A 17,299-nucleotide genomic window follows, 5' to 3' on the forward strand; every position below is an offset into this window, starting at 1 on the left:
CATCCGTTGAGCCACGGCGTGGGGACGGCATAGAGTCCCATCCCCATGCAGAAGCCCGCCCTCAATCGCGACACCGTCAGTGGCGAGGCGCTGTTCATCCTCCGGAACCTGAGGGAGAACGGCCGTCTTGGACGCTCGAACAAGCTGGCAGACGTGAAGGCCGCGCTCGAGCCCTCCGTGTCGCTCGAGTTCGACAACTACTTCTTCTTCCTGCGCAAGTTCCACTACATCGCCATGGACCGCGAGGCCCAGCTCAAGCTCACCGACCAGGGTGAGCAGGTGGCGGGTGGGGAGCTGACGGAGCGCTTCTCCCTGGAGGTCGGTGAGTTCTTCGCCGAGCAGCTGGCCGCCGCCACCGACGCGCCCCTGGAGGGCGCTGGTGGGGACGACCCGCTGATGGTTCCTCCGCCCCCGCCGGAGCTGCTGCTGGACGAGGCGGAGGTCGACGGCGCGCCGCCCTCCGGCCCGCCCGCGCCGCCGCCGCCCATGCCGCCGATGCGCAGCTCGCGCTCGGCCATGCCCGCGCTGGACCTGGGCACGCCGTCCGCGGCCATTCCCATGCCGCCGCCTTCAGCCTCGGCGCCCCGCGCGGAGGTCCCCGCCACCGAGCCCCGCCGCGAGGCCACCGTCATCGTCCAGGGGCCCTTCACCGCGTCGCCCCCCGCGCCGTCCCCCACCCCTCCCGCGCCTGCCGCCGCCCCCATGTCTCCTCCCCCCGCTTCCGCCCCCGCCGCCGCAGCAGCGCCCGCCGCTCCCGCTCCGAAGGGCGCCGAGCTGGACCTGCGCTACCAGAAGTTCGACCCCCTGGGCACCGGGCCGCTGGGCACCGTCTTCAAGGGGCGCGTCACCGCGCTGGGCCTGGACATCTGCCTGAAGGAGCTGAAGGACATCTTCGGCTACTTCTCCTTCCTGCAGCGAGGCGAGGTGCTCAAGCGCCTGAAGAAGGAGCTGTGCGCGCAGGCGCAGGTGCGTCACCCGGGCGTGGTCCAGGTGGTGGACCAGAACGTGGACGCCGCCCGGCCGTACTTCGTGCTGGAGCTGATGCAGGGCAGCCTGCGTGAGCGGCTGGACGCGGGCGGTGGCAACGGCGTGCCGGTGTCCTTCGCGCTGCGCGCCTTCCTGCAGCTGGCCTACGGCCTGCGGGCCGCGCACGCCGCGGGCCTCACGCACCACAACATCAAGCCGGAGAACGTCCTCTTCGACGCGTACGGCAACGCGAAGCTGGCCGACTTCGGGCTGGGCCGCGTGGTGGAGGTGGACGCCACCAAGGGCATGCCCCAGGTCTTCGTGGGCACGGGCGGCATGGCCTATATGGCGCCGGAGCTGATGAACCGGGGGGGCAAGGAGCCGGGCGCCTCCGCGGACGTCTACGCGCTGGGCATCCTGCTCTACGAGATGCTCACCGGGCAGATTCCGGGGCGCCGCTCGCCGCTGCCCTCCGAGGTCAACCCGGAGGCCCCCAGCGGTTTGGATCAGCTCTTCGACAAGGCCACCCAGGACAAGCGCGAGCAGCGCTACCCGGACGTGGACGCCATGTTGGAGGACTTCTACAAGGCGTACCCGGACAAGGAGTTCCTCTCCAAGGGCGACCTCGTCATCTCCTCGGATACCCCGAAGGAGTGACGGACAGGCGGCCGGGCCCTGGGCGCACTCGGGGCTCGCCGCGCACGTTGGGGGCTGCCACACTCCGTGGCGCCATGACCCCGCCCCCGTCCGAAAGCGTGCTCATCACCGTCACCGGGAAGGACCATCCCGGAGTCATCTCGCGCCTCACCGGCCTGCTGGCGGAAGCCGGCGCCGAGCTGCTCGACGTGGAGCAGGTGGTGGTGCAGGGGCGCCTCACGCTCTGCCTGCTGGTGCGGCTGTCCCCGGCGAGCGGCACCCTGGAGACGCTGCTGTCCGCCGCGAAGACGCTGGGCGTGACGCTGGACTTCCAGGCGGTGGACGCGCCCGCCGGGCCCCCGGCCGAGGCCGCTTCCTCGCGTCACGTCGTCACCGCCGTGGGCCGGGCCCTGGGCGCGCGGGAGCTCCATGCGTTGACGCAGGTGCTGGCGGAGCACGGCGCCAACGTGGAGCGAATCACGCGCCTCAGCGAGCCGCACCTGGGCTCGGTGGACCTCCACGTCCGCCTGCCGCCGGGCCAGCCGCCCGACGCGCTCAAGCACGCGCTGCTGGAGCTGTCCATGCAGTCGGGTGGGTTCGACGTGGCGCTGCAGCGTGAGAGCCTGTTCCGGCGCGGCAAGCGGATGGTCGTCATGGACATGGACTCCACGCTCATCCGCATCGAGGTCATCGACGAGCTGGCGCGCGCGCATGGCGTGGGCGAGCAGGTGTCGCGCATCACCGAGCGCGCCATGCACGGGGAGATGGACTACGACGAGTCGCTGCGCCAGCGCGTGGCGTTGCTGCGGGGCCTGGACGCGTCCGTGGTCCACGAGCTCGCGGCGAACCTGCCGCTGACGGAGGGCGCGGAGACGCTGGTGCGCGTGCTCAAGCGGCTGGGCTACCGCACCGCCGTCATCAGCGGCGGCTTCTCCGTGGCGGCCGAGGCGCTGAAGGCGCGGCTGGGCATCGACTTCGCGTACTCCAACGAGCTGGAGATTCAGGACGGGAAGCTCACCGGCCGCACCGTGGGCCGCATCGTCAACGCGCAGCGCAAGGCGGAGCTGTTGGAGTCGCTGGCGCGGGCGGAGGGCATCCTGCTGGACCAGGTGGTCGCCGTGGGAGACGGCGCCAACGACTTGCTGATGCTGGAGCGCGCCGGGCTGGGCATCGCCTTCCGGGCGAAGCCCCGGCTGCGCGCCGCGGCCGACACGTCCATCTGCGCGGGCGGCCTGGACAGCATCCTCTACCTGCTGGGACTCACCGGCCGCGAGCTGCTGGAGGTGGGCTGAGGGGCCGGCTGAGGGGCGCCCTACAGCCGCATCCGCGCCGCCAGCTCGCGCTGCTGGAGCTGGCCCTTCTCCAGCAGCAGCTCGAGCAGCGCGCGCAGAATCTTGGAGCTCTTCTCCTGGTTCTGCTGCACCGTCTGCAGCCGCTTCAGGTCCTCGTCCGTCCACTCGTTGGCGGGCGCGCCACCCGCCAGAATCTCGTCGAGGATGTCCGCGGCGCTGGCGCCAGCGCCTGGCTCGGGAGCGCGCTCCGGCGCGCGCGGCGCGGGCGGAGGCGCCGCGGGGGGCGCGGGCGGGGTGATGTCGGCGATGCGCTTCACCACCGTGTTGCCGCTCATGTCGACGACCTTGAGATCGTCCTCATCATCCTGCGCGTCCGAGCTGCTCGGGCGCTTTTCGCCGCCGAAGCGCGTGCTGACGACGGGCTCCTGGCCGCGGTAGTGGCGGAGGATGGCGTGTTCGATTTCACGCTCGCCCGCCACCATGACGACCACGCGGGCGCGGCTCTTCGCCGCCACCTGGTCCAGGGTGCCGAGGTCCGTGGGGTCCGCCATGGCCAGCACCAGCGTCTTGCCGTTGTCCTTGAGCGACACCGGGAAGACGGCCTTCTGCTCGGCGAGGCTCACGTCCACGCGCGAGAGCGCGCCCGCGTCACGCGTGACGTTGCCCAACTGGATGCGCTGCATTCCCAGGCCCTGGCAGATGGCCTCGGTGATGACGTCGTCGGTGGCCAGCCCCAGGTCCGCGATGATGCGCGACAGCCGTCCGCCCCACTGCTCGTGGGTGGCCAGGGCGCTGCGCAGCTGCAAGTCGTCGATGACGCGTGCCTTGACGAGGATGTCGCCAATGCGATTCCGGGAAGGAGAGGCCATGGCCCGGCATTCTACCGTCTAGATGCGCGGACGCTGCGTCCGTGATGAGGAGGCCCAGCCATGCAGCCCTTCGCGGAAGCCGCCACCCAGCTTTGCCCCTACTGTGGTGAGGAAGTGGAGGTCGCCGTGGACCCCATTGGGGTGTCCTCGGAGACGTACATCGAGGACTGCCCGGTGTGCTGCCGTCCCTGGACGGTGCAGGTGTCCCGCGACGAGGAGCGCTTCGCCGTGCACCTGGGCCGCGACGACGACTGAGGCGGCCTGGAGGGCGGGCAGGCGGGCGTGAAACGCGGCGCCGGCGGAAGCCGCCGGGGCGTTGCTTGACACGTTCCGAAGCATGGTTCTCTTGAGTCTTGTGAGGCGGCGCTGGAGCCCCGGTGGGGGGCACCGCGGCGACCGCGAACCAGAACAACCCAGGCTCATTCATGCCGTGCGTCCGCGAGGACGTCACGAACAGGAGACGACCATGCAGACTCGCAATCCGTTCAACTCCGCCGTCGTGGTGAACCCGCTGATGCGCGATGTCGACGCGCTCTTCCGCGAGCTGACGCAGCCCATGTGGCGCCAGGCCCCGCGTGAGCGCACGCCGGCCGCGGACATCACCGAATCCGAGAGCGGCCTCACCCTCCAGCTGGACATGCCCGGGCTGGACGCGAAGGCCATCCAGGTGACGGTGGAGAAGGACATCCTCACCGTGCAGGCCGAGCGCAAGGCCGAGCCGCGCGCGGAGGGCGTCAACGTGCGCCGCCAGGAACGCGCCTTCGGGACACTCGCCCGCTCCTTCGCGCTGCCTGACACGGTGGACGCAAGCCGGGTGGAGGCCCGTTATGAGCAGGGCGTGCTGACGCTGACCTTGCCTCGGCGCGAGGAGTCCAAGCCCCGCGTCATCGAAGTCAAGGTCCAGGGCTGACGCCGCGGGCGCACACCGCGGGCCTGGGAGGTCACCTGCCTCCCACTGAAATCCCTGCCCAGGGCTTCCGCGAGCAAGGCGGAAGCCCTGCCTGTCCTACCGCTTGGCGCTGAGCGCCAGTGGAACGCGGAACAGCTCCAGCACCTGCTGCACGTCCAGCGGCTTCGCCATGCACGCCAGCGCGCCGGCCTGCTTGGACTGCTCCACGACCTCGGGCGTATGCGCGGACGTCATGGTGATGAGCCGCACGCCCTCCATCTGCTTGCGCGCGCGGATGCGGCGGCAGACTTCCAGGCCGTCGATGTCCGGCATGTTGAGGTCGATGATCATGCCGTGTGGCTTCTGCTCGGACACGAGCAGCAGGGCCTCCACGCCGCTCGTCGTCGTCTGCAGCTCCACCTGGGCCGCGAACGGCTTGAACGCGCGCTTGATGGCGTCCAGCACCGGGCGCTCGTCATCCACCGCGAGCAGGCGCACCGTGCCGCTGCCGAGCTCCTCTGGAACCGGCATCTGATGGGTGATGAGGAACGTGCGCAGGTCCGCCGACCGCACGCGGCGGTGGCCCCCCGGCGTCCTGAACGCCATCAGGATGCCACGGTCAATCCACTTGCTCACCGTGGACGGATCCACCTGAAGCAAACGACTGATGTCGTGCGTCGTGTAGAGCTGGTCCGTCATCGCCGTACTCCCCTCTTGCTGCATCATTCCGCTGCCCATGGAACTATTCACCTACCTTGAACACGGGTTTTCTTCAACCTCACTGAGTACCGCGCCTATCAGAGCCTCTCATCAGACCCACTGCGTCGTCCCAGCGGCCACTGGCCTTGAGACACAGCTCCACGAGCTCCCGAGCGGCGCCTCGGCCGCCAGGGCTCTGGGTAACGAAGTGGGCCACCCGGCGCACCTCGGGGACCGCATCCGCAGGACAAGCGGAAAGAGCCACCATTGAAAGTGGGCCCAGGTCGTTGTGGTCGTCACCCATGTAAGCGCAGGCGTCCAGGGGCACGTCCAGTTGAGTGAGCAGCTCTTTGAGCGCGGCCGACTTGTCACGGCGGCCCTGGAACACGGCCGCGAGGCCCAGCTCCTGCCCGCGCTTCGCGACGATGCCGGAGGTGCGGGCGGTGAGGATGGCGGCGGGCAACCCGGACAGCCGGGCCATGACGAGCGCATGGCCGTCCTTGACGTCGAAGCGCTTCATCAGCTCGCCGTCCTGGCCGTAGTAGAGGCCGCCGTCGGTGAGCACCCCGTCCACGTCGAAGACGAGCAGCCGCACGCGCGCGGCACGGGACGCCAGCTCTTCCGTTCCCAGTCTGGAAAGGGCGTCCGTCACCATGGCTTGCTCGACTCCCTTGCTTGCTGACGCATCAACCCGGCTCGTGTCCCAACACCCGGCGGATGCTCAGCACGTTTCGTACCACGTCTTCAAACATCTGTGGATTCAGCGAACAGGGACCGTCACACAGGGCACGATCCGGATCTTCGTGGACTTCCGTGAACAACGCGTCAATCCCGGCGGCCGCGGCGGAGCGGGCCAGCAGGGACACGAAGCGGCGCTCGCCCGCCGTCTCGCCGTTTCCGGCGCTGGGGAGCTGGACGGAGTGGGTGGCGTCGAAGCACACGGCGAGGCCGGCGTCGCGCATCTGCGCGAAGCCGCGCATGTCCACCACCAGGTTGTTGTAGCCAAAGGTCGAACCGCGCTCGGTGACGAGCACGTTGGGGTTGCCGGCCTCGAAGGCCTTGCGCGCCGAGTGGACGATGTCCTTGGGCGCCACGAACTGCCCCTTCTTCAGATTGACGCCCTTGCCAGTCCGCGCCACGGCTTCCACCAGGTCCGTCTGCCGGCACAGGAAGGCCGGTATCTGGATGATATCCACAACTTCCGAGGCTGGCCCGACGTGGCTCGTCTCATGGACGTCCGTGAGGACGGGAACTCCCACTTCATCCCGGATTCTCTTCAGGATTCTCAGGCCTTCCTTGAGACCCGGGCCTCTGAAGGACTTGCCGCTGGTGCGGTTGGCCTTGTCGTAGGAGCACTTGAAGGCGTACGGGACGCCGAGCCGGCTGGTGATTTCCTTCAGCATGCGGGCATGGCGCAGGGCCATGTCCTCGGACTCGATGCTGTCGGGGCCGGCGATGACGAACAGCTTCTGGCCCTGGCCGACCTTGAAGCCACACAGCTCGATGGGGTGGGGGGTGCTCATGCGGTCACCTGTCCGGCCGCCGTGTTCGCGTCCCGCTGGGCGAGCGCCGCGCGGATGAAGCCGGAGAAGAGGGGGTGGGGTGCGAAGGGCTTGCTCTTGAATTCAGGGTGGAACTGGCAGCCGACGAAGTAGGGGTGGTCGGCCAGCTCAATCATCTCCACCAGGTTGAGCTCGGGGTTGGCGCCGGAGATGACCAGCCCCGCCTCCTGCAGCTTGCCACGGTACGCGTTGTTCACTTCGTAGCGGTGGCGGTGGCGCTCCTGGATGGTGTCCTGCCCGTAGAGCTGGTGGGCGAGCGAGCCGGGCTTCAGCGCGCAGGCGTAGCTGCCCAGGCGCATGGTGCCGCCCTTGTCCTGCACCTTCACCTGGCTCTCCATGAGCGTCACCACCGGGTGCGGCGTGTGCTCGTTGAACTCCAGGCTGTTGGCGGCGGACAGGCCCAGCACGCCGCGGCTGAACTCCACCACGGCCATCTGCAGGCCCAGGCAGATGCCGAAGAAGGGCACCTTCTTCTCACGCGCGTAGCGCACGGCGGCAATCTTGCCCTCGGTGCCGCGCACGCCGAAGCCGCCGGGCACCAGGATGGCGTCCACGCCGGCCAGCATCTTCTCCGCGCCCTGCTCCTCGACGTCCTGGCTGTCGACGAAGTGCAGGTTCACCTTCACGTCGTTGGCGATGCCGCCGTGCAGCAGCGCCTCGTTGAGGCTCTTGTAGCTCTCCGTGAGGTTGACGTACTTGCCCACAATCGCGACGCGGACCTGGCCGCGCGCGGGCTCGTACACCTTGCGGATGATGTTCTCCCAGCGCTCCAGGTGCGGCGCCCGGCTCCAGATGTTGAGGACCTCCGCGAGCCGCTCGTCCAGGCCCTGGCGGTGCAGCTCCAGCGGCAGCTCGTAGATGCTGCGCACGTCCGGCGACGTGAAGACGCTGCGCGTGTCCACGTTGCAGAACATGGCAATCTTGTCCTTCAGCTCGCGGGACACCTCGCGGTCGGTGCGGCACACGAGGAAGTCGGGCTGGATGCCAATCTCCCGCAGCTTCATCACCGAGTGCTGCGTGGGCTTGGTCTTCACCTCGCCGGCCGCGCCGATGTACGGCAAGAGCGTGAGGTGGACGTAGACGACGTTCTCACTGCCCACGTCGTAGCGCATCTGCCGGATGGCCTCGAGGAAGGGCAGCGACTCGATGTCGCCCACGGTGCCGCCGACTTCGACGATGACGACGTCCGCGTCCTGCGCCGCCTGGCGGATGCTGGACTTGATTTCGTCGGTGACGTGCGGAATCACCTGGACCGTCTTGCCCAGGTACTCGCCCCGCCGCTCCTTCATGATGACGGCGTGGTAGATGCGGCCGGACGTGAAGTTGTTGAGCCGGCTCATCCGCGCGTTGGTGAACCGCTCGTAGTGGCCGAGGTCCATGTCCGTCTCACCGCCGTCCTCGGTGACGAACACCTCGCCATGCTGGAACGGGCTCATCGTGCCCGGATCCACGTTGATGTAGGGGTCCAGCTTGATGAGGGTGACGGCCAGCCCACGGTTCTCCAGCAGGGCGCCAATCGAAGCGGAGGCGAGGCCCTTGCCGAGGGAGCTGACCACTCCGCCCGTCACGAAGATGAACTTGGTTTTCTTGGAGCGCATGTCCCGTTCTGCCAACTGAGGCAGGGATGCGTCAATTATTCTGTTTCCGGTGGACGGCCGCCCGCTGGGGACCGAGGGGCGGCGTCAGTTGCCGTCCCAACCACCCGGCCGGGCGACCGCGAACTCCTGGGCGGTCGGCTGCCCGACGCGAAACTTGCGCAAATCGCAGTTCCGGCAGCTCCAGCCCTCCCAGCCCCGCTTCACCACCAGGTGCAGGCAGGCGTCGTAGTTGGGGCAGAAGAGGTTGCGCTGCGAGTCCACGGACTCCTCGTCCCGGAGGGCGGTGGGCAGCGGGCTGGGGCATGGGGTGATGGACACGGCGGAAACTCCCGGATGAAACGTGTTGGGTCGGCCTCTCCCCCCGGCGCGCTCCGAACAGGAGGGGGGGGCCGGCATTCCCGAGCCGCCGTAAAAAGGCCCGTCCCCCTCGCGGGAAACGGGCCCGGAACTGCCAGCGTCTGCCACCGCCTCGGCGCCTTCTCAGGCCAGCGAAGCGGAGGTGGACGCCTTGGAGTTGCTGTCGTTCAAGGCATCACCTCCTTTCGGAGCCCCAGACTTAACCGGGAGCCAACAGGCGCGCCACTGTCGCCAGGTGCGTGGCGATAGCCGTGTGGGCACCAGGCGTTCAGGCTGCGACAAACTGCCGCTCCACCAGTCGCCGGTACAGGCCCTCCTGGCTCATGAGGGCCGCATGGGTGCCGCTCTGGATGACGACGCCGCCGTCGAGCACCAGCACCCGGTCCGCGTTGGCCACGGTGGACAGGCGGTGGGCGATGATGAGCGTGGTGCGGCCCTTCATCAGGCGCTCCAGCGCATCCTTCACCAGGTGCTCGCTCTCCGCGTCCAGGGCGCTGGTGGCCTCATCGAGGATGAGCAGGCGAGGGTCCTTCAGCACCGCCCGGGCAATGGCGACCCGCTGCTTCTGGCCACCGGACAGCTGCACGCCTCGCTCGCCCACCTGGGTGCCGTAACCTTCCGGAAAGCGCTCGATGTACGCGTGGGCATTGGCGGCGCGGGCGGCCTCCGCCACCTGGGCGTCGGTGGCGCCGGGCCGGCCATAGCGGATGTTGTCCGCGATGGAGCAGGAGAAGAGCTGGGGCTCCTGCGCCACCATGCCGATGTTGCGGCGCAGCCACTCCGGCTCCAGGGCGGTGAGCGGATGGCCGTCCAGCAGCACCTCGCCGCTCTGCGGGTCGTAGAAGCGCGACAGCAGGGAGGCCAGCGTGGACTTGCCGGCGCCGGAGGGGCCCACCACCGCCACCACCTCGCCCGGCCGCAGCTCCAAATCCAGGCCCTGGAGCACCGGCACGTCGGGACGGCTGGGGTAGGCGAAGTGCACGCCGCGGAACTGGACGTGCCCGCGCAGGTCGGTCAGCTGCTCGCCGCCAGCGCCGATGGCGGGCTTGCGGTCCAGCAGCTCGAAGACGCGCTCGGCGGCGCCGCTGGCGCGCATGAAGTCCGCCCACAGCTCCGCGATGCCGCTGAACGAGAAGGCCACCAGCATGGTGTAGATGAGGAACGAGGTGAGCTCGCCCACGGAGAGGCCGCCGTCCACCACCAGCCGGCCGCCGTACCAGAGCACCGCGGCGATGGAGCCATACCCCGCGATGGAGGCCACGCCCATGAAGACGGAGGTCTGGAGCGCGCGCTTCTTCGCCAGCGTGAAGGAGCGCTCCACGGCGACGCTGTAGCGCTCCACCTCGTGCCGCTCCGCGGCGAAGGAGCGCACGGTGCGGATGCCGGACAGGTCTTCTTCAGCCACCTCGCCGCTGGCGGCGAGCGCGTCCTGGGCCTGACGGGAAATCACCCGGACCCGGCGCCCGTAGAACACGCCGCCAATGGCCACGGGCGGGATGACGGCCAGCATCACCAGCGTGAGCTGGACGGACGTGTAGAGCAGCAAGCCCACACCGCCCAGGGCCGTGACGACGTAGCGCAGCATCATGGACACGTTGGCCGTGACGGTGGTCTGCAGGACGGTGGTGTCCGAGGAGAGCCGGCTGGTGAGCTCGCCCGTGCGGCGCGAGTCGAAGAAGCCCACCTCCTGGGACAGCAGGGCGCGGAAGAGGTCCTTGCGCAGCCGCGACACCACGCGTTCGCCCGCGCTGGTGAAGAGGTAGATGCGCAGCGCCATGGTGATGCCCTGCACCGTGAACACGGCGAGCATCAGCATCGCGAGCCGGTCCACCACATACCGGTCGCGCGCGGTGAGGGCCTGGTCCACCAGGTCGCCAATGGCGCGGGGATAGGCCAGCGTGGCCCCGCTGCTGATGAGGAGGAAGAAGGTGCCCGCTGCCAGTGGCAGCAGCTCCGGGCGCGCCAGCTTCAGCAGGCGCCCCACGGTGACGCCAGGGGAGGCACTGCTTTTCGAATCGTTCACGGGGGAAGACACCGGCGGAGACTAACGCGAGCGTCCAACCCGCGCACCGGCTGCCTGCGTGTGCGTTGAAGCGGTATTAATCCTCTCGAAGCAAGTCATACGCCGAGTCAGGGGGAGTGCCATGGAGCAGCGTCCATTCGGAAGCACACGGGTGTCCGTGCCCGTCCTGGGCCAGGGGACCTGGCAGATGGAGGAGGACGACCGGGCAGGCGCCATCCGCGCCCTTCGCGCCGGGTTGGAGCTGGGAATGACACACGTGGACACCGCTGAGCTGTACGGCCACGGCAAGGTGGAGGCGTCCATCGTCTCCGAGGCCATCGCGGGCCGGCGCGGCGACGTCTTCCTGGTGTCGAAGGTGATGCCGTCCAACGCTTCCTACGCGGGCACGCTCGCCGCCTGTGAGCGGAGCCTGAAGCGGCTGCGCACGGACCACCTCGACTGCTACCTGCTGCACTGGCCGGGTCCACACCCGCTGGAGGAGACGGTGCGCGCCTTCGAGAAGCTGGTGGCGGATGGAAAGATTCGCGCCTGGGGCGTGAGCAACTTCGGGGTGGAGGACCTGGAGGAGGCGCTCGCGCTCGCGGGGCCCGGGCGTATCGCCTGCAACCAGGTGCTCTACCACCTGGAGGAGCGCGCCATCGAACACGCCGTCCTGCCCTGGTGCGAAGCCCACGGCGTGGCGGTGGTGGGCTACAGCCCCTTCGGCAACGGCCGCTTCCCCCGGCCCGACAGCCGGGGTGGGAGGGTGCTGGGCGCCATTGCCCGCGCGCACGGCGTGACGCCGTACCAGGTGGCGCTCCGGTTCCTGGTGCGCGGGCCGTCGCTGTTCGCCATTCCCAAGGCGAGCCGGGAAGCCCACGCGCGCGACAACGCCGCCGCCGCGTCGCTGGCGCTGACCGCCGACGAGCGGGCCCTCCTCGACGCGGCCTTCCCGCTGGGGGCCGAGCCGGCGTCGCTGCCCGTCATCTGATGCCGGCGGCGAAGGCCTTGCGGAAGGCGGACACGGTGGGCTCACCCGGGCCCACCGTCACCGTGCCCGTTTCGCCTTCCACGGCGGCGCGGGTGTCGCGGCCCCTGAGGAAGCGCACGGAGGTGATGCGGCGCAGCACCTCACGGCCCTGCTCCTGGGCCAGGGCGCGCAAGGCATGGCAGGTGACATTCACGGCGGACTCCAGCGCGCGGCGGCCCGGCTCGTCATCCAGGCCCACCCAGTCCACCTCGAAGCGCAGGGGCTTGCCGCCCAGGGACGCCTCGCCCGGCCAGAACTGCTCGGTGAGGGCGTGGGGCAGCTTCTCCAGCAGCGTCACCACGTCCTGCCGCGTGGGGTTGGGCCGCACGAGCTGCGTCAGCTCCAGCAGCTTCTCCGCGTTGCCCACCGCCACCGCCACCACCGTGGACAGGTCCACGTAGGCCACCGACTCCGAGCGGCGCAGCCCTTCCTTGCCCAGGGCCATCAGCACCGATTCGCGGGGCACGTAGTCCACCACCTCGCCCGTCATCGAATGGCCGTGCGCCAGGTGGAGCGTGACGGTGATGGTGGGGACCTCCTCGCCCGAGCGCGCCCGCGTGGCGAGCGTCCCCAACTGCTCCAGCACCCGCTCCACCTTGCGCGACACCAGCCGCTGAACGCCCTCCATGTCCTCGTCCTCCTGCTGCTGCTTGCGGGTCTCTTGCGCGCGCTGGGGTTTCGGAGGCGCGGGTGGTTTCGGGGCGGCTTCGGGCTGGGGCGCCGTGGGCGCCTGGGTGGCGGCTTCCGGGGTGGGGGACTCCGCGTCCGCCTTCGCCTCGCCACCGCCAAAGACGTTCTTGAGGAAGCCCATGGTCAGCCCTCCCGCGCGCGCATGAGCGCCTCCACCTTCTCCACGTCACCGGGGAGGTCGACGGCCACCGTGTGCGAGGTAACCTTCGCGCAGCGGATGGGGATGCCGTGCTCCAGCGCGCGGAGCTGCTCCAGCTTCTCCGCCTCCTCCAGCGGCGTGGGCGCCAGCTTCGCCAGCGACAGCAGCACGTCGCGCCGGTAGCCGTAGAGGCCGATGTGGCCCCAGCGCTGGACGGGCGTGCCCGGCTCGCGGGTGTGGGGCACCAGGCTTCGGCTGAAGTAGAGCGCGTCGCCGTTGAGGGCGAGCACCGCCTTCACCACGTGCGGGCTGGCGGCTTCGTCCGCTTCGAGCGGGCGGACCAGGGTGCCCATCCGCACGGACGCGTCCTGGAAGAGGCCCGCCAGCCGCTGGAGCGCGGCGGGGTCCACCAGGGGCTCGTCTCCCTGGACGTTCACCCAGATGTCGATGTCTGGACGGCCGAGCGCCACCTCGGCGACCCGGTCGGTCCCCGTGGCGCAGGCGGGGCTGGTCATCACCGCCTTGCCGCCGAAGCCCTCCACCGCGGCGCGAATGCGGTCGTCATCGGTGGCCACCCACACCTCGTCGAAGGCCTGGGCCTCCTGACAGCGGCGCCAGACGTGCTCAATCATTGTTCGGCCAGCGATGTTCGCCAGCGGCTTGCCCGGGAAGCGCGTGCTGGCATGTCGGGCGGGAATGACTGCAACGGTCCGGCAAGATTGCATGACCCCTCCGTCTATCAGGTTCGCGACGAACGCCTGCCCCCGGGATTGGACATTCGCATCATCGGACACTGGCCAGCGCGGCTCCAGTGCCTAGCTTTGGTCGCAACATGAAGAAGGTCATTCATATCGTTGGGGCGCGTCCGAACTTCATGAAGGTCGCGCCCATCTATCGCGCCATCGCCGAGCGTACTCCCCTGGAGCAAATCCTTGTCCACACGGGGCAACACTACGACGCCAAGATGAGCGACGTGTTCTTCTCCGACCTCGGCCTGCCTGCCCCGGACGTCCATCTGGGCATCGGGTCGGGCAGCCATGCGCAGCAGACGGCGCGGATGATGGTGGAACTGGAAAAGGTCTTCCTGGCCCACCCTCCGGCGCTCGTCTCCGTGGTGGGCGACGTGAACAGCACCATCGCCGCGGCGCTGGTGACGTCGAAGCTGGGCATCCCCCTGGCGCACGTCGAAGCGGGGCTGCGGAGCTACTCGCCACACCAACCGGAGGAGATCAACCGCCTCGTCACCGACCGCCTGTCGGACCTGCTGCTGACGCCGTCACGTGACGCGGACGCCAACCTGCGCAAGGAAGGCACCGACCCGGCCCGCATCCACTTCGTGGGCAACGTGATGATCGACTCGCTCTTCGCCTCGCGCGAGAAGGCCGACAAGCTGCCGTTGCTCAAGGACCTGGGGCTCATCCCCCACGGCTACGCGGTGTGCACGCTGCACCGGCCCTCCAACGTGGACGACCCCAAGCTGCTGGGCGGCCTCCTGTCCGCGGTGGCTCACGTCGCCACGCGCCTGCCGGTCATCTTCCCGGTGCACCCGCGCACGCGGAAGGTGATTTCGGAGCAGGGCCTGGACACGTGGTTCGAGCGCACGCCGAACCTGCGGCCCGTGGAGCCCATGGGCTACCTGGACTTCCTGGCGCTCACGTCGAAGGCGCGCCTGGTGCTCACCGACTCCGGCGGCCTCCAGGAGGAGACGACGGCCATGGGCATCCCGTGCCTCACCCTGCGCGAGCAGACCGAGCGCCCCATCACCGTGGAGGAAGGCTCCAACGAGGTGGTGGGCACCGACCCGGTCCGCATCCGGCTGGCCGCGGACCGCGTGCTGGACGGTGAAGGCAAGCAGGGCCGCGTTCCCGAGTACTGGGACGGCCGCGCCGCCGAGCGCATCGCGGACCTGTTCGCGAGCTTCCTCGGCGTCGAGGACCAGCCGATTCAGGCGGCGTCGGCCTGATGGCGATGGGCGGGTGGGGACCCGGCGCTTCCGTGGGCCCGCCCGCTCGCCCGTCTCCGCCTGTGCAGGAGGGCCCGCCGTGGTAGAGCGGTGGCAGGCCCATGCACCGCGCACCGCAGGAAGAAGCCCCGGAGGGCTACGTCGACATCCGCTACGTCGTCGAGCCGAACTACGCGGGGTGGCGGCTGGATGCGTACCTGGGCGAGAAGCTCCGCCGGATGACGCGGGAGCGGCTCCAGGGCGTCATCCTGAGGGGCGTCATCTGCGAGGAGCGGCGCCTGAAGCCCTCCACGCCGGTGTACCCGGGGCTGGCCTTCCGCATCCGCCGCCGCGCCAGCGAGGAGCCGGACACGCCCACGGAGTTGCCCGTGGTGTTCCAGGACGACTGGCTGCTGGTGCTGGACAAGCCCGCGGGCCTGCCCATCCACCCCACGGCGCGCTACCACAAGGGCACCCTCGTCACGCTGCTGCGAGAGCGCTTTGGTGAGCGCTTCGCCGAGCCCGCGCACCGGTTGGACCGGGAGACCAGCGGGCTGGTCGTCTGCGGGCGCACCACGGCGTCATGCCGGGTGCTGGGGCGGCTGTTCGTCTCGCGTGACGTGCACAAGGAGTACTTGGCGCTCTGCGAGGGGCACCCGCCCGAGGACGCGTTCACCGTGGATGCGCCCATCGCGGAGGGCACCGAGCTCATCCGCATCGCCGTGCGCATCGACCCGGTGGAGGGCAAGGAGAGCCGCACGCGCTTCCAGGTGCTCCAGCGCTTTACGCGGGACGGCGCGCCCTTCGCGCTGCTGCGCTGCTTCCCGGAGACGGGGCGCCAGCACCAGATTCGCATCCACCTGCACCACGCGGGCTTCCCGCTCGTGGGCGACAAGATGTACGGGCCGGACCCGGGCTACTTCGACCGCTTCAGCAAGCACTGCCTGGAGCCCGAGGCATGGCCGCGGCTGCGCCTGCCCCGTCAAGCGCTGCACGCCGCGCGCATCGCCTTCCCACACCCGGGCTCTGGCCAGGACGTGGTGTTCGAGGCGCCCCTGCCCACGGACCTCAGGGACTTCATCGAAGGCCGGCCCCTGTCGGCCTGAAACGCGAAGGCCCCCGGCCCGGACTGAAGCGGGCAGGGGGCCAGGGGGGAAGCCGGTGGTGAAGTCAGGCGGTGAGCTTGCTGGGCTCGGAGCGCTGCTCGCCGAAGTCGCCGATGAGGTACTTGCCGGAGAAGCAGGCGGTGCAGAAGCTGCTGCGCTCCGGGTCGCCTACCGCGCGGCCCAGGCCTTCCTGGGAGATGTAGCCGAGCGAGTCCGCCGTCACGTACGTGGCAATCTCCTCCACGCTGTGCGTCGCGGCGATGAGCTCCTGGCGGCTCGGCGTGTCGATGCCGTAGTAGCAGGGCCACTTCGTGGGCGGCGAGGAGATGCGCAGGTGTACCTCCAGCGCGCCCGCCGCTTTGATCATCTTCACGATTTTGCGGCTCGTGGTGCCACGGACGATGGAGTCGTCCACCACCACCACGCGCTTGCCCTTGAGCACCTGCCGCACCGCGGACAGCTTCAGCTTCACGCCGAAGTGGCGGATGGACTGCTGCGGTTCAATGAAGGTGCGGCCCACGTAGTGGCTGCGGATGAGGCCCACGTCGTAGGGGATGCCGCTGGCCTGCGCGAAGCCGATGGCCGCCGGGACGCCGGAGTCCGGCACCGCGATGACCAGGTCCGCGGAGGGCGCGGGTTGCTCCTTCGCGAGCTGACGGCCCATCTCCTTGCGCACCTCGTACACGTTGCTGCCGAACAGCGTGGAGTCCGGCCGCGCGAAGTACACGTGCTCGAAGATGCAGCGCGCCTGACGCGGCGGCTCCGCGAAGGGCTTGCTGGTGCGCAGCAGCCCGTTCTCGATGACGAGCAGCTCGCCCGCGTCCAGCTCGCGCACGATATCCGCCTCGATGAGGTCCAGCGCGGTCGACTCGCTGGCCAGCACGTAGGCGCCTTCCTTCATTCGTCCCAGCACCAGCGGCCGGATGCCGTGCGGGTCCCTCACCGCGACAAGCTTGTTCTCCGTGAGCACCAGGAGGCTGTAGGCGCCCGTCACCTTGCGCAGCGCCTCCACGAGCTTCTGCTCGAAGGTCGCCTGCTTGGAGCGCGCCAGCAGGTGCAGGATGACCTCCGTGTCCGCGTCCGACTGGAAGATGGCGCCGTCGGCCTCGAGCTGCTGCTTCAGCTCGGCCGCGTTCACCAGGTTGCCGTTGTGCGCGATGGCGCACTGCCCGCCCGCGTACTGCACGAAGAGCGGCTGGGCATTCTTGAGCCCGCTGCCTCCCGCGGTGGAGTAGCGCACATGGCCGATGGCCGCCTGCCCGGGCAGGGTGGCGAGCACCGGCGCGTCGAAGATGTCGGCGACGAGTCCCAACTGCCGGTGAGCGCGCAGCCCCATCCCGTCAGAGGCGACAATGCCCGCGGACTCCTGCCCCCGGTGCTGGAGAGCGTGCAGTCCCAGGTACGTCAGGTTGGAGGCCTCGGCGTGCCCCACGATTCCGAAGATGCCGCACATGGCGCGCTGCCTTACTCCTTTCAAGCGGTGAGCGGAACAGGAACGCATGCCTCTCTGGTGGGTATTCCA

General features: G+C 69.5%; 17 protein-coding genes. 7 read left to right on the forward strand and 10 right to left on the reverse strand.

The genetic code is table 11. From position 1 onward, the window contains the following. Positions 1 to 45: 45 nt before the first annotated feature. Complete coding sequence (locus KGD87_RS32375; RefSeq protein WP_284664806.1) at positions 46 to 1,623, forward strand: serine/threonine-protein kinase; 1,578 nt, start codon at positions 46 to 48, stop codon at positions 1,621 to 1,623. A gap of 74 nt (positions 1,624 to 1,697) precedes the next feature. Further along, positions 1,698 to 2,894, forward strand: a complete 1,197-nt coding sequence (serB, locus tag KGD87_RS32380; RefSeq protein WP_284664807.1) for a phosphoserine phosphatase SerB — start codon at positions 1,698 to 1,700, stop codon at positions 2,892 to 2,894. A 20-nt stretch (positions 2,895 to 2,914) separates the two neighbouring features. On the opposite strand, the gene KGD87_RS32385 is transcribed toward serB, so the two are convergent. Next, positions 2,915 to 3,763 carry a GspE/PulE/PilB domain-containing protein gene (locus KGD87_RS32385; protein WP_284664808.1) on the reverse strand — a complete coding sequence of 283 codons (849 nt, stop codon included), beginning with the start codon at positions 3,761 to 3,763 and terminating at the stop codon, positions 2,915 to 2,917. A 60-nt stretch (positions 3,764 to 3,823) separates the two neighbouring features. On the opposite strand from KGD87_RS32385, the gene KGD87_RS32390 reads away from it, so the two are divergent. After that, positions 3,824 to 4,018, forward strand: coding sequence for a CPXCG motif-containing cysteine-rich protein (locus tag KGD87_RS32390; RefSeq protein WP_284664809.1), 195 nt, complete (start codon positions 3,824 to 3,826; stop codon positions 4,016 to 4,018). Positions 4,019 to 4,229: 211 nt separating this feature from the next. Next, positions 4,230 to 4,673 (forward strand): Hsp20/alpha crystallin family protein, encoded by a 444-nt coding sequence (locus tag KGD87_RS32395; protein WP_163786438.1) that lies wholly within the window; start codon positions 4,230 to 4,232, stop codon positions 4,671 to 4,673. Between the two features lie 96 nt (positions 4,674 to 4,769). On the opposite strand, the gene KGD87_RS32400 is transcribed toward KGD87_RS32395, so the two are convergent. From KGD87_RS32400 to KGD87_RS32425, 6 genes are all read right to left on the reverse strand, one after another. Beyond that, positions 4,770 to 5,390: a response regulator gene (locus KGD87_RS32400; RefSeq protein WP_141255404.1), complete on the reverse strand. Its 621-nt coding sequence runs from the start codon at positions 5,388 to 5,390 to the stop codon at positions 4,770 to 4,772. Between the two features lie 40 nt (positions 5,391 to 5,430). Further along, on the reverse strand, positions 5,431 to 6,006 hold the full coding sequence (locus tag KGD87_RS32405) for a KdsC family phosphatase (RefSeq protein ID WP_284664810.1): 576 nt from the start codon (positions 6,004 to 6,006) through the stop codon (positions 5,431 to 5,433). Positions 6,007 to 6,037: 31 nt separating this feature from the next. Further along, a complete protein-coding gene (kdsA, locus tag KGD87_RS32410) occupies positions 6,038 to 6,874 on the reverse strand; it encodes a 3-deoxy-8-phosphooctulonate synthase (RefSeq protein ID WP_284664811.1) in 837 nt (278 codons plus the stop codon). Next, positions 6,871 to 8,511 (reverse strand): CTP synthase, encoded by a 1,641-nt coding sequence (pyrG, locus tag KGD87_RS32415; protein WP_284664812.1) that lies wholly within the window; start codon positions 8,509 to 8,511, stop codon positions 6,871 to 6,873. The genes kdsA and pyrG overlap by 4 nt, the downstream gene beginning before the upstream one ends. 84 nt (positions 8,512 to 8,595) lie before the next feature. Beyond that, the gene (locus tag KGD87_RS32420; RefSeq protein WP_013935727.1) at positions 8,596 to 8,829 is read right to left on the reverse strand and encodes a hypothetical protein; all 234 of its coding nucleotides are present in this window, start codon (positions 8,827 to 8,829) and stop codon (positions 8,596 to 8,598) included. A 307-nt stretch (positions 8,830 to 9,136) separates the two neighbouring features. Beyond that, positions 9,137 to 10,903: an ABC transporter ATP-binding protein gene (locus tag KGD87_RS32425; RefSeq protein ID WP_284664813.1), complete on the reverse strand. Its 1,767-nt coding sequence runs from the start codon at positions 10,901 to 10,903 to the stop codon at positions 9,137 to 9,139. A gap of 109 nt (positions 10,904 to 11,012) precedes the next feature. Here KGD87_RS32425 and KGD87_RS32430 point away from each other — a divergent pair, with 109 nt between their 5' ends. Beyond that, entirely contained in the window at positions 11,013 to 11,861 is an 849-nt protein-coding gene (locus KGD87_RS32430; protein ID WP_284664814.1) for an aldo/keto reductase, read from the forward strand. On the opposite strand, the gene KGD87_RS32435 is transcribed toward KGD87_RS32430, so the two are convergent. Beyond that, a complete protein-coding gene (locus tag KGD87_RS32435; RefSeq protein WP_284664815.1) occupies positions 11,854 to 12,711 on the reverse strand; it encodes a hypothetical protein in 858 nt (285 codons plus the stop codon). The genes KGD87_RS32430 and KGD87_RS32435 overlap by 8 nt on opposite strands. 2 nt (positions 12,712 to 12,713) lie before the next feature. After that, positions 12,714 to 13,454, reverse strand: coding sequence for a 3-deoxy-manno-octulosonate cytidylyltransferase (gene kdsB / locus KGD87_RS32440; RefSeq protein ID WP_284664816.1), 741 nt, complete (start codon positions 13,452 to 13,454; stop codon positions 12,714 to 12,716). 107 nt (positions 13,455 to 13,561) lie between these two features. Between kdsB and wecB the strand changes: the two genes are divergently transcribed. Together wecB and KGD87_RS32450 are read left to right on the forward strand one after the other, a co-directional pair. Further along, a complete protein-coding gene (gene wecB, locus KGD87_RS32445) occupies positions 13,562 to 14,692 on the forward strand; it encodes a non-hydrolyzing UDP-N-acetylglucosamine 2-epimerase (protein ID WP_284664817.1) in 1,131 nt (376 codons plus the stop codon). 101 nt (positions 14,693 to 14,793) lie between these two features. Beyond that, on the forward strand, positions 14,794 to 15,777 hold the full coding sequence (locus KGD87_RS32450; RefSeq protein WP_284664818.1) for an RluA family pseudouridine synthase: 984 nt from the start codon (positions 14,794 to 14,796) through the stop codon (positions 15,775 to 15,777). A gap of 64 nt (positions 15,778 to 15,841) precedes the next feature. Here KGD87_RS32450 and purF read toward each other — a convergent pair whose 3' ends face one another. Beyond that, on the reverse strand, positions 15,842 to 17,230 hold the full coding sequence (gene purF / locus KGD87_RS32455; protein ID WP_284664819.1) for an amidophosphoribosyltransferase: 1,389 nt from the start codon (positions 17,228 to 17,230) through the stop codon (positions 15,842 to 15,844). Positions 17,231 to 17,299: the final 69 nt, after the last annotated feature.

It is taken from the genome of Myxococcus sp. SDU36 (genome assembly GCF_030168875.1).
Classification (GTDB): domain Bacteria; phylum Myxococcota; class Myxococcia; order Myxococcales; family Myxococcaceae; genus Myxococcus; species Myxococcus vastator.